General features: G+C 47.6%; 12 protein-coding genes. 1 reads left to right on the top strand and 11 read right to left on the bottom strand.

Annotated elements, in window-relative coordinates; translation table 11 throughout:
• Nucleotides 1-132 precede the first annotated feature (132 nt).
• The 11 genes from leuD to C7R73_RS12900 form a co-directional block, all read right to left on the bottom strand.
• Nucleotides 133-720 (bottom strand): 3-isopropylmalate dehydratase small subunit, encoded by a 588-nt coding sequence (leuD, locus tag C7R73_RS12950; protein ID WP_106450903.1) that lies wholly within the window; start codon nucleotides 718-720, stop codon nucleotides 133-135.
• A complete protein-coding gene (gene leuC / locus C7R73_RS12945; protein ID WP_106450902.1) occupies nucleotides 707-2,095 on the bottom strand; it encodes a 3-isopropylmalate dehydratase large subunit in 1,389 nt (462 codons plus the stop codon). The genes leuD and leuC overlap by 14 nt, the downstream gene beginning before the upstream one ends.
• Nucleotides 2,096-2,110: 15 nt before the next feature.
• Nucleotides 2,111-3,157: a 3-isopropylmalate dehydrogenase gene (gene leuB, locus C7R73_RS12940; RefSeq protein ID WP_106450901.1), complete on the bottom strand. Its 1,047-nt coding sequence runs from the start codon at nucleotides 3,155-3,157 to the stop codon at nucleotides 2,111-2,113.
• An 18-nt stretch (nucleotides 3,158-3,175) separates the two neighbouring features.
• The gene (locus C7R73_RS12935) at nucleotides 3,176-4,732 is read right to left on the bottom strand and encodes a 2-isopropylmalate synthase (protein WP_106450900.1); all 1,557 of its coding nucleotides are present in this window, start codon (nucleotides 4,730-4,732) and stop codon (nucleotides 3,176-3,178) included.
• Nucleotides 4,733-5,387: 655 nt separating this feature from the next.
• Nucleotides 5,388-6,386, bottom strand: a complete 999-nt coding sequence (locus tag C7R73_RS12930) for an ABC transporter substrate-binding protein (protein WP_106450924.1) — start codon at nucleotides 6,384-6,386, stop codon at nucleotides 5,388-5,390.
• A 271-nt stretch (nucleotides 6,387-6,657) separates the two neighbouring features.
• The gene (locus C7R73_RS12925) at nucleotides 6,658-7,299 is read right to left on the bottom strand and encodes an SOS response-associated peptidase (protein ID WP_161525952.1); all 642 of its coding nucleotides are present in this window, start codon (nucleotides 7,297-7,299) and stop codon (nucleotides 6,658-6,660) included.
• Between the two features lie 36 nt (nucleotides 7,300-7,335).
• Nucleotides 7,336-8,016, bottom strand: a complete 681-nt coding sequence (locus tag C7R73_RS12920) for a DUF554 domain-containing protein (protein WP_106450923.1) — start codon at nucleotides 8,014-8,016, stop codon at nucleotides 7,336-7,338.
• 212 nt (nucleotides 8,017-8,228) lie between these two features.
• Nucleotides 8,229-8,786: an NADPH-dependent FMN reductase gene (locus C7R73_RS12915; protein ID WP_192875271.1), complete on the bottom strand. Its 558-nt coding sequence runs from the start codon at nucleotides 8,784-8,786 to the stop codon at nucleotides 8,229-8,231.
• Nucleotides 8,787-9,090: 304 nt separating this feature from the next.
• Nucleotides 9,091-9,618 carry a biotin transporter BioY gene (locus tag C7R73_RS12910; protein ID WP_106450897.1) on the bottom strand — a complete coding sequence of 176 codons (528 nt, stop codon included), beginning with the start codon at nucleotides 9,616-9,618 and terminating at the stop codon, nucleotides 9,091-9,093.
• Nucleotide 9,619: 1 nt separating this feature from the next.
• Entirely contained in the window at nucleotides 9,620-10,612 is a 993-nt protein-coding gene (locus C7R73_RS12905) for a biotin--[acetyl-CoA-carboxylase] ligase (protein ID WP_106450896.1), read from the bottom strand.
• A gap of 130 nt (nucleotides 10,613-10,742) precedes the next feature.
• Nucleotides 10,743-11,573, bottom strand: a complete 831-nt coding sequence (locus tag C7R73_RS12900; protein ID WP_106450895.1) for an aminotransferase class IV — start codon at nucleotides 11,571-11,573, stop codon at nucleotides 10,743-10,745.
• A 94-nt stretch (nucleotides 11,574-11,667) separates the two neighbouring features.
• Between C7R73_RS12900 and C7R73_RS12895 the strand changes: the two genes are divergently transcribed.
• Nucleotides 11,668-12,342, top strand: coding sequence for an HD domain-containing protein (locus C7R73_RS12895; RefSeq protein ID WP_239992643.1), 675 nt, complete (start codon nucleotides 11,668-11,670; stop codon nucleotides 12,340-12,342).
• Nucleotides 12,343-12,425: the final 83 nt, after the last annotated feature.

The following is a 12,425-nucleotide window of genomic DNA, read 5'->3' as shown; positions in this document are numbered from 1 at the left end:
ATAATGTTTTTTTAGCGACAACGACAACATATCGTCATATTTGACAGACCTTGGCGCAACTCCATCTTACCTTAAATAAAAAAAACAAGCGAGAATTTCCCTCCAATTGAAGGAAATTTCTCGCTTCTTCGATTATGCGTAAATATTGTCCCATTTTGCTTCATAAGCATCAATCTCATCTTTATAGGCCATCGTTTCGGTGATGTCGTCGATGCCGTTTTCCAATTTGTGCTTCCAAGTCGGATCGATAGCGAAAGGATACTCGGCTGTGCTGGTTCTGACCACTTGATTCGGCAAATCGATCTGGATGGTTTCATTCGCCGGCACCTGCGCCAAAGCGTCACGTTGCTCTTGCGGCAACTCGATCAACAACAGTCCGTTCTTCAAGGAGTTCATATAGAAGATATCGCTGTAACTGCCGGCGATGATGACGCGGAAACGGTAATCCTTCAATGCCCAAGCGGCATGTTCACGGGATGAGCCACAGCCGAAGTTATCCCCGGTTACGAGGATCGTTGCTTCTTGGCGGTCGGCATCGTTCAAAGGGAATTCCGGATTTGGGTCGCCGTTTTTCAGGAAACGCCATTCATCAAAAACGAAAGCGCCAAAGCCCGTTTTTTCGATCCGTTTCAGGAATACTTTCGGGATGATTTGGTCGGTATCGATGTTGTTGTTCATCAAGGCAACGGTTTTACCGTTATGTACTTTAATTGGCTCCATAAGTCACTGCTTCCTTTCTGATATCCACAAATTTACCGTTCACTGCTGCAGCGCCTGCCATGGCTGGGCTGACCAAGTGCGTCCGGGAACCCTTTCCTTGACGGCCTTCAAAGTTACGGTTGGAAGTTGAGGCACAGTGTACCCCTGCAGGCACTTTATCCGGGTTCATCCCCAAACAAGCCGAGCAACCTGGTTCGCGCCATTCAAATCCAGCATCGATGAAGATTTTGTCCAATCCCAACTCCGCAGCAGCATCACGGACGGTCCGGCTGCCCGGAACGACCATAGCCTGGATATGGTCAGGCACTTTGCCGCCTTTGACGTACTTCGCAGCTTCGATCAGATCGGACAGACGCGCATTCGTACAAGAGCCGATGAAGACAAAGCCCAATGGAATTTCTTCAGCTGTCTGGCCGGGTTGCAGATCCATGTAGTTATAAGCGCGCTCGTCATTCTTGTCCTGGATTTCAGGGAATTTTTCGCCGAATTGCACGCCCATGCCCGGGTTTGTTCCCCAGGTTACATAAGGCGCCAAGTCGGAAACTTCGATAGCGATGTCAGTGTCATAGACAGCATCGGGGTCACTCTTCAGTGTTTCCCAATCTGCGATGGCCTTCTCCATGTTTTCCGGTGCATAACGGCGGCCGCGCAGGTAATCGTAGGTAGTCTGGTCCGGCGCCATCATGCCAATTTTGGCACCGAATTCGATGGACATATTGCAGATTGTCATCCGTTCTTCCATCGTCAAGGCTTCCACAGTATCCCCGTAGAATTCAATCGCGTAGCCGCTCCCGAAGGCTGTCCCGTACGTCGCGATCAGGTGCAGAATGATATCTTTCGCATAGACGCCTGCAGGTAATTTGCCGGTGATTTTGACGCCCATCGATTTCGGTTTTTTCTGCCAGATCGACTGCGTTGCAAAAACATGCTCCACTTCCGAGCTGCCGATACCGAATGCCATCGCTCCGAAAGCGCCATGTGTAGCCGTATGCGAATCTCCGCAGACGACAATCTTACCTGGTTGGGTTGCGCCCAATTCAGGTCCAACCATATGCACGATCCCTTGGTTGGCTGTGCCGATGTCCATCAATGGGATGTTGAATTCTGCGCAATTCTTCTGCAGCGCTTCGATCTGTTTCTTCGAAATCAGATCCTTGATGTTGAAGATATCTTCCGTCGGCACATTGTGGTCGACCGTTGCGATCGTTTTGTCAGGACGTCGGACTGGGCGGTTGGTTTCGCGCAAGCCATCGAAGCCTTGTGGTGAAGTGACTTCATGGATCAGGTGCAGATCCACATACAACAATTGTGGTTCACCTTCTGGTCCTGTAATAACGTGTCTGTCCCATAGTTTATCAAAAAGCGTTCTGCTCATACTGTCTACTCCCCTTCACTTTTCCAAAATGGCTTTCACTTGTTCAGTAAATGCTGTCGTTGTAGTTGTGCCGCCCAAATCAGCCGTCAGGAAACCGGCATCCATCACTTCGGCAGCCGCTTTTTCAAGCGCATCCGCCTCTTCATGCAGCTGGAAGCTTTGGCGCAGCATCATGGCAACGGACAGGATCATCGACATCGGGTTCGCGATGTTTTTTCCGGCGATGTCCGGTGCGGATCCATGGATCGGTTCATATAAGGATGGACCGGACACCGCATGGCTTCCGGAAGGCAGCATCCCCAATGAGCCTGTGATGACGGATGCTTCGTCGCTAAGAATGTCCCCGAACATGTTTTCCGTAACGATGACATCGAATGAAGTCGGATCTTGGATAATTTTCATCGAAGCCGCATCGACATACAAATGATCGACGGTAACTTCCGGATACTCTGTTGCGATTTCATTGACTGTTTTGCGCCACAGTTTGCTGCTGGCCAATACATTCGCTTTATCGACGGAAGTCAGTTTTTTGCCACGCGTCATCGCGATGTCAAAAGCTTGGCGGACAATCCGATCGATTTCGCTCTTCTTATAGAAGAGAGTATCTGTCGCTTCTTCGTCATTCCAGTGCTTCGGCTGGCCGAAGTACAAGCCACCTGTCAATTCGCGGACAACGATGAAGTCAGTGCCTTTAACGCGTTCCGTCTTCAATGGGGACAGGTGGGCGATGCTGTCGCTCACTGCGATCGGGCGGATGTTAGAGAAAAGTCCCAAAGTCTTACGCAATTGCAACAGGCCATCTTCCGGCGTTTTCTCGGCATTTTCCCATTTCGGTCCGCCGATTGCGGCCAATAGGATCGCATCAGCTTCGGAACAGCCTTTGATTGTTTGCGGTGGAATCGGATCGCCGGTCTCATCGATGCCGGCTCCTCCGAATGGGTAAACCGTCACGTTGAATTCATGTTGAAATTTTTTGCCGATTGTTTCCAGCAAAGTCAATCCACTTTCCATTATTTCTGGTCCAATGCCATCTCCGGGCAATGCTGCAATCGTATAATTCATCTTACTTTTTCCCCCTCATCAGAAATGTGCTGATACTTTTTCTATTGTCTGTTTATTTTTTGCTTTCTCGCTGGCTTGGATATACGCTTTCGCTGATGCAGTCAGGACGTCGAAGTCGATGCCTGTGCCGTTATAGCTCTTACCGTCCTCATCCTCCACTACCACATGCACTTCTGCTTGCGCATCTTTACCACCCGTGATGGCTTCGATGTTGTATTCCTTCAAAATGATTTCTTGGTCCAGGATGCGGTTGATAGTGTTGTAGATGGCTTCAATACTTCCTGATCCGGTTGCTGAATCCTGCATTTTCGTATCTTTATTGCGCTTGTCTTGGATGCCGACGATTGCTCCTTGGATGCCATCCTTCACAAACTGCACTTGCAGGCGTTTCAACTCGTAGGCTGATTCGTCCTCGATCGATTTGCCGACCATCAATGCATGGATGTCCTCTTCGGTCACGTTTTTCTTCTTATCAGCCAGTTCTTTGAAACGGGCGAACAATATTTTGATTTCTGCCGGGTCGCTGATTTCATAGCCCATTTGCGCAATCCGATCTACAAAGGCGTGACGGCCGGAAAGTTTACCTAACGGCAACGAATTGTGCTCCACACCGACCAATTGCGGTGTGATGATTTCGTAGGTTTCCGGATTCTTCAGCACGCCATCCTGATGGATACCGGATTCGTGTGCATAGGCGTTGCCACCGATGACGGCTTTGTTGCGCGGAATCGGCATGCCGGAAAGGCGGCTGACCAAATCGCTTGTGCGCTTCGTTTCCTTCAGGACCATACCGGTTTCTTTTTCATAATAGTTTTTGCGGATGTGAAGAGCGACCGCAACTTCTTCCAAAGCCGTATTCCCTGCACGTTCGCCGATTCCGTTGATGGTTCCTTCTACCCGAAGCGCGCCATTTTCGACTGCTGCCAAAGCATTAGCCGTTGCCATGCCCAGATCATCATGGCAATGGGAGGAGAAGATGACGTCATCAAAACGGGTTACGTTTTGCTTCAGGTATTTGAAGAGGTTACCGAACTCGGTCGGATTGGTGTAGCCAACCGTGTCAGGGATATTGATGACTGTTGCGCCCTTTTCGATGGCCAGGTTGATGACTTCAACCAGGAAGTCCCAATCGCTACGGGTCGCATCCTCTGGAGAGAATTGGACTTTCTCGAATTTTGATTTGGCGTAAGCAATATGATGGGCTACTGAGGCCAATACTTCTTCTTTGCTCATTTTAAGTTTGTATTCCATATGGATGGAGCTGGTCGCGATAAAAATATGGATCTGCGGATCGACTGCATCCCTCAAAGCATCATAGGCAGCATCGATGTCCTTTTCGTTACAGCGGGCAAGACCTGCTACCGTCATGTTTTTGACAGCACCGGCAATCGCCTTTACCGCTTCAAAGTCGCCTTCTGAAGAGATCGGGAAGCCTGCTTCAATAACATCGATCCCCCATTTTTCCATCTGCAAGGCAATCTGCACCTTTTCCTTCGTATTGAAGTTCACACCAGGTGTCTGTTCCCCATCGCGCAGGGTCGTATCAAAGAATTGAATGTACTGTTTTTCGGTCATGGTCTTTTCCTCCGGTTCATTTTTCGTTTGGTTTCATTAAAAAATCATAAGAGTAAATTTTCGAAAAAAAATGCATCCACAAATAATGGATGCATTTCGAAGGTCAATAAATAATCGCTTCAGCCCCATTATTTGTCAATGCCAAGCAGGGCTCAAACGACTGATATTCCAGTGTCCAAGCCCTGCTATAATAATAAGCCGTTATAAGAAGGGGTTGTCCCCATGATTACGTTATCTGATACGTGTGCATCTTCCATGACGATCCCCTCCTCTTTTTTTGTAGCCTTCTAATTTTTCGTTAAGTTTTATTATCGTATTCTCATTTTATGCAAAGCGGCTTCTTTTGTCAACCCCTTTTGCTATTTCCTTACAAAATCATGTGACGGGGTGCGGAATCAGAGGAGCGGGTTGATTGTGGTGGACTGCAATTGACTGCATGCGGTCCCGCAGCTCCGGTTAGGCCCCTTTCACCGGAGCTCGCCGGTAACTTTTGGTCTCTTCTCCGACGAAGCCTCGCTCATCGGAGGAGGCAACGTTTAATCTAGTCGAACTCCGGCGAGGCCTCTGTCCCCGGAGCAGAGCGATTAAATCCGGGAAACCACAAAAAAACGAGGTTGCCGCACTAAGTGGGGCAACCTCGTTTTTAGTGGATAACTTACTCCGGCAATTTAATGCTGTCTGGATCGATTCCCAGCGCTTCAGCCATCTCTTCATTTATGACCAATTGAAGTGTCTCAGGGAATTGGACAGGCAATTCGGAAGGAAGCTTGCCTTCTTCCAAAATCTGCAAGGCCATTTCGCCTGTCTGGCGACCTAATTCCTTGAAGTCGATTCCGTAAGTTGCCAATCCGCCAGCTTCCACCATTTCAGTTGCGCCAGGGATGACAGGGATTTTGGCTTCCATAGCGATTTGGCCGACAGTAGCCATCGTGCTGGATAAGGTGTTGTCCGTTGGGATATAGATCGCATCGACTTTTTGTACCAATGACTCCATAACTTGCTGCACATCATTTGTGGAAGTTACAGTCATGATTTCAACGTTCACACCTGCCGCTTCCAACAATGCTTTCGCTTGATCGCTCTGTACAATGGAATTCATTTCGCTGGAGTTGAAGATGATGCCGACTGTTTCCGCACTAGGTACGATCGACAGCAACAATTCAATCTGTTTGTCCATAGGTGCTTGATCGCTTGTTCCGGTGATGTTTGCACCCGGCTCCTCTGCGCTTGCCACAAGTCCTGCATCGATCGGATCAGTTACGGCAGTGAACAAGACCGCATTTTCTTTTTCAGCATTCGCTATTGCTTGTGAGGCTGGTGTCGAGATTGCTAAAATGAGGTCATTGCTGCCGGCTAAACGCTCAGCCATACTCTGCAGGTTTGCTTGATCACCCTGAGCATTTTGGTAATCCACTATCAGATTGTCGCCCTCAACGTAACCAGCTTCCTCCAAAACTTCCAAAAAACCTGTGCGTGCTGCCGATAACGATTCGTGCTCAAGGATCTGCAGGATTCCGATATGCACAGCATCCGCTGATGCTGTTGAACTTGCTGCGGAAGAATCCGTCGCTTCTTCTGTACCGCCGGCGCATGCACCAAGCAATAAGGCAGAAGTCAGTGCCAATGTTGTCGCTACTTTCTTTTTCCAATCCATTCCAATCATTTCATTTCCCCCTATTTTTTAAATTGTGCGAGAACCGCTTATGCAATCAATCGCTAGTCCCTAGTATGAAAAAGCCCATTCAGATAGAATTATCCAAATGGGCTTTTACTGATGATGGGACTGCGGCACTTTTGTTTGCGTTTGCATAAATCCTCCTAGCACATTAGTTATTTGCTTTCAGTTTATAAGAATTAAATAAGGATGTCAACGATTAAATTAAATTTGGATGAGGGTATTCTCATTATCATGGGATGGCGATTGATCAGTGGATCAGCAGGCGATGCTCTGTAGGTTTCAGCAACTTCCAAACCAATCTCGGATCGGCCTTCTGATCCAGATAAAAGGCTTCATCTTCAGGTTCCAGTATAACCGGCATGCGATCATGGATGGCTCGCATCTGCTCGTTGGCGGCAGTGGTGATGATGGAAAAAGCCGAGAAAGGTTTTCCGTTCTCATCGTGGTACGTCTTGAGGATACCGGCCATCGAAAAAATCGGGATATCCGATACGGTAATTTTTCGTTTCAGCTTTTCTTCGCCGACTTTCTCCCATTCAAAGAATGCGGTCGCCGGCACCAGACAACGCGCTGTCCGGAAAGGCTGGCTGAATGTCGGCTTTTCGAGTATGGTTTCTGCTCTGGCATTGATCAAGGGGCGCTTCGCGAAAGGCTCCATGAATCCCCATCTGTGATGGACCAACTCGTTTCCCGGCATTATCAGCGGCGTGGTGTTGGTCGGAAATATTTCCGCACGCTCCTCTATGTCCTCTTCCATTTCTCCCAACAGATACCTTTCCCATAACTCCCTTTTTGTCGCTTCCAACGCATAACGTCCGCACATGATACCGTCCCCTTTCCGATGGCTTTCCTTGATTCCGATTATAGAGAAGGATGGACCATTATACAAAAAAGACGCCCGCTGAGGAACGTCTTTTTTCTGCATTCACATAAATAATCCGAAAAGGATCGGGAAAAAGACAGCGGGCGCATAATTCATGATTTTCAGATCCGTCAGCTTCAACATGTTCAAAGCCAGACCGACAATCAGCAGGGAACCCACGCAGGTCATTTCATTGATCACAGAATCAGTCAGCAGCGGCGCAAGAATATTGGCGAAAAGCGAAATGCCGCCTTCATAAACGAGGATCAGACCGGCTGAAAGCAGCACGCCGATGCCTAAGCTGGACGCCATCACGATAGATGCAATGCCGTCGATCAATGACTTCGCGAAAAGCGTATCATGATTGCCGGTCAGACCGCTCTGCAGTGCACCGACGATTGCCATCGCGCCCACACAGAACAACAGACTTGCCGTCACAAACCCTTTTGAAACGGAAACCCCTTCTTTGGGTGAAGCAACCATCTTCTCGACCGTATCCCCGAGCTGATTGATTTTTTTGTCCAGGTCGAGCGCCTCGCCGACCAATGTGCCAGCAACCATCGACAGAATGGTGATCAGAATATTTTCACCTTTCAGCATGCCGCTGACCCCTATGTATAATACGCAGAGCGCCAAAGCATTCATCACTGCGTTCGCTAACCTATCCGATAAACCTTTCTTCAAAACCAAACCGATGCTGCCACCCAAAATGATGGCAGCGCTGTTGACTAAACTCCCCAACAAAACCAAATTATCTCCTCCGACTGTTTATTACGTTTATGCTGATTACATGATCCGAAAACTTGCTTGCCTGCAAGCTCAGTACGTTTCAGTATAGACGCTCGCTTTCAGAAAATCAATGGATGAAAGGTGAAGGATGCCGGTCTCCGGAAATACGAAAAGGCTGCCATGTGCGCATGGCGGCCTCCCCTCATCATTCTTGTTCTTCTATACTATTAACGGATTGTTTTCAATGCTCCCGACCATTTGATCAATTCATCGATCATTGCTGTCGCATTGCCTGCATGATAATCGTTCGGCACAAAGTTGCTCATGTTCTCGAAATCAGTCATCAATGAGAAGTTCACTGTTGTGTGCACTGTTGCTACGCTCAATTCGCCTAGGATGACGCGCATATTTTCGTGTGCGCGGGCCCCGCCCAAGCTTCCGTATCCTACAAATCCGGCTGCTTTATCGGCAACTTCAGGTTTTAGGAAATCCAACGCATTCTTCAAAGCGCCACCGACTGCGTGGTTGTATTCAGGTGTCACAAACACGTATCCGTCGAATGAAGCCATTTTTTCTGACCAAGCTTGGATCGCTGCACCAGCTGCTGCTTGACGTTCTTCCGGCAATTTAGCGCCCAACAAAGGCAAGTCATAATTTGCTAAAGCTACGATTTCGTATTCGATGCCGCCGTCATTGCGTTTTTCGGCAAATTCATGGATCCATTCTGATACTGCTGCTGAGTTTCTTCCTTCACGTACGCTTCCTGAGATAATTCCGATTTTCATAGTTGTTTTCCCCTTTTCGTCTGTTGTTATTGTTGTATTTTTACTTCCAAATAAAGCATTACTAATTCGAGATATTATAGATGTATTTTCCAATTTTTTTCCTCCATGCACTTGTTTTTCAATGAAGGACTCACCTTCATCTCTCTTACATTTCGTAAGCTTGATATCATTATGCCACATCGCGGAATGTATTTCAAGTTATATATTCACGAATTCGAGATATTTTTTCAAAAAAAACATCCAACCCCGTCAGAATGCGGTTTTGGATGCTTTTTAAAACATTTATTTTTTCAAAAAAACGAAATCAGTGCTGAAATACGCGCGCACGACCTTTTAAACGGTCAGCAAGGATGATGGCCAACAGGGCTTTGGCGATGTCCCCGGGAATGAACAAAATCATGCCCATTTGGAAAATTTCCGCCAAGCCGAATTGATTGCCCATGACACCATTCAGGATTGCAGCCATGTAAGGCAGTCCGATTGCGTACATTACGATTGTGCCGGCAACTGCAGCAATCCCGTAATTCAGGAAGCTGCCTTCTTTTTTGTGCACAAGATACGAAATCAACGTAGCGGCTGCGACAAAGCCAAAAACAAAGCCGAAGCTGGGCGACAATAAGGATTGGAAACCTCCAAGCAATAATTTCAGCAACAGATGCAATGATTGCGCGAAGAAAGCAGCTTTCGGACGCAGGAAGAAGCCGGTCAGCAGCACCAAAAGTGTCTGCAAAGTGATAGGAACGGGTCCGACGGGGATGCTCAGGAAGCCGCTGACGAATGTCAAAGCCGCAAATATGCTTATTTGGGTCAAATCTCTTGTTGATAATTTCATGTTATTTTCCTTCTCTCTTTTTGATTTTGATGCTGATTTCGCCATAGGTCAGGGTTTTCGTTTCCCCATTGGGTAAGGCTACAACTAGTCCGCCATCGTCGTCGATTGCGATCGCTTTGGCTTCGATCGTTTCGCTTCCTTGGGGGAAAGTGACTTGTTCACCCAAGACGAAGCAACGTTTGCGGTACTCGTCCAGGTAGGAACGGGATGCCAAATCAGGGTAAAGGACATAAAAACGGTTGAGTATTTCGGCAGCCATTTGGTTCCGTGTCACCACGGCATTTTTTGAATCGAACAACGTGCCGGCAATCGATTGGATTTCATCAGGAAAATCCGTTTCAGGCGCCCGGAAGTTCAGGCCGATACCTAAAATGATCGTTCCGATTGTCCGCGATTCCATATCCATGATCCCTTCCGTCAGGATGCCGCAGACTTTCCTGCCATCCAGGAAGATATCATTCACCCATTTGATTTGGGGTTCTTTTCCTGTCAATGTTTCGATTGCCTGACAGACGGCCACAGCGGCGGCAGTCGTGATCAAAGTGGCGTTATCCAGATCAGCAACCGGCTTCAAAACCAAACTCATGTACAGGCCCGATTCGCTCGGTGAGTAGAAAACTCTACCCAAGCGCCCTCTGCCCTTTGTCTGTTCTTCCGATAAGATCACGCCTTCGAAGGTCGCTTCTTCGTTGACGATGCGTTTGGCCTCCAGGTTGGTCGAATCGATCGTTTTATGCGCAATGATCCGGTGAGCTTTCAGCGCTTCCGATAGCAGAGGCACGATGGCGGCCTCCGACAACAAATCGGTTTCGACTGACAGTTGATACCCTTTATTCGTCGTTGCTTCTATCTGATAGCCTTCTTTTTTCAGGCCGTTGATTGCTTTCCACACGGATGTTCTGGAAACTTCCAATTTATCAGCCAAATCTTGGCCGGAAATGCTTTCGCCTTTATGCTGCTCCAGAAACTGCAGGACTTTCTCCTTTGTTGACATCCTTTCCCTCCATTCTCTTCTATAAAAAAACCACCACTTGAACCGAAGTGATGGTCTCAATGCTGTATTCAGTTTAACTGCTGCCCCGCCTCTTGTCAACCCGTTAAACACAAAGGGTAACAATGTTTTTTTAGTGTTTTTTTGATTCCTTATACGCTCTGACCATTTCGGCATAATCCGCCATGATCGTCCGCACTATTGGATTGTCCATCGTCGGAATCGCAACCGTTCCGATTTTCGATATCGGCAGCACATTATTGCCGGTTCCGGAAACGAAGGCTCCTCCAGCATCCTTGACCCACTCGACAGGGATGGCCGTCTCGTTGATCGGAATCTGTCTTTTTTCACATATTTCGAACACTTTCTTGCGGACGATCCCCAGAAGTACCGCTTTTGCAGGGGGAGTGTATAATTCTTTCCCTTTCACAAAAAAGACATTCGTGCGGCTGCCTTCCGTGATTTCCTCATTACCATCCACAAGCAGCAGCTCATAAACGTCTTTATCCACCCGTTCCTGCAGCACGGCTTTCTGGTAATCCGAACGGACAAGCTTGATGTTCGGATCCAGTCGTTCGATACTGAACAGACTCGTCGTGATACCCTCTTCATAATAGCTTTTTGGCGGGTAGATGCTCTGGGTGAAAAAGATCCATAACACACTCTCGCCTTTTGACGTTTCCCCAAGGATGAACTTAAGGTTCTGATTCCCCACCTGATTGGCGGCTATCAGGCGATAGACGCGATCCTCGATAGATTTCGCCGTAGCTGGCAGCGGCAGATCCAGATAAGCAGCGGACCGGAAAAAACGATCCAGATGATCCTCCAGAAATATTGCAATTCCATCCTCGACACGGATGACTTCGTATACCGTCCGGCCTTCAAATTCCGGATAGCTTTCGCCGTCAGTATTTTTTACTAGTTCATCGTTCAATAAGTAATAAGGTCCTTCCACTTTTTCCATATTCGACGCCCCTTCCCGTTCTTATATTCCCTATTCTACTCCGGAATCCCGAAAAGTACATGCCAATTCGCAAAACAGCGGATGTGACAGCCAAATGACAAACTATTTAAAAATTAGTAAAAGTGAAGAAAAACACAACGAGTACCTTCCTTTTTTTCTGCTGTGGGTGTATAGTATGGGCATCATGAAAAATACGAACACAACTACTTACACAAAGGATGATAGAATAAGCATGCAGATGCCACAATCCCATTGGAAAAATGATGTTGAATATGTCGCTTTGGTCGAAGATCTCATCTATCACGAAGAATTATTGCACATGGAGACCATTACCCATCACCACTTCACCAATCGTTTGGAGCATTCGATCCGCGTATCCTATAAGAGTTACCAGCTTGCAAAAAAATGGAATCTGGATGCCCGTTCCACTGCACGTGCCGGTTTGTTGCACGACTTCTTCCATGAAGATCGTGATGCTGTCGCGCAGCTGAATATCGGTGCCCATGCAGATGCCCATCCGAAAATAGCTTGCGAAAATGCTTGCCGCATCACTGAAATCAGCTCGTTGGAGCGTGACATCATCCTCAAGCATATGTTCCTGGTGAGCCGTTGCGGCCTGCCTCGTTACAAAGAAAGTTTTGTTGTAACCTACGTGGACAAATATGTCGCGATCAGAGAGGTCGTCGAACCGATCAAAGAAATCGCAGGATCGCGTCTTCGCAATCTGGTTTCCAAATTGAGTCCCGTAAACCTGAACATCAACAATTAATGGAAATTTTATAAAGAATTGACTGTCTCGGATGATATGCTACCTCTATATAGGACATTGAATTATTTCAAGTCTTATATGGG

This window comes from Trichococcus alkaliphilus (assembly GCF_003008695.1).
GTDB lineage: Bacteria > Bacillota > Bacilli > Lactobacillales > Aerococcaceae > Trichococcus > Trichococcus alkaliphilus.
Note: the sequence above shows the minus strand (reverse complement) of the source record. Positions and strands in the feature narration are given on the sequence as shown.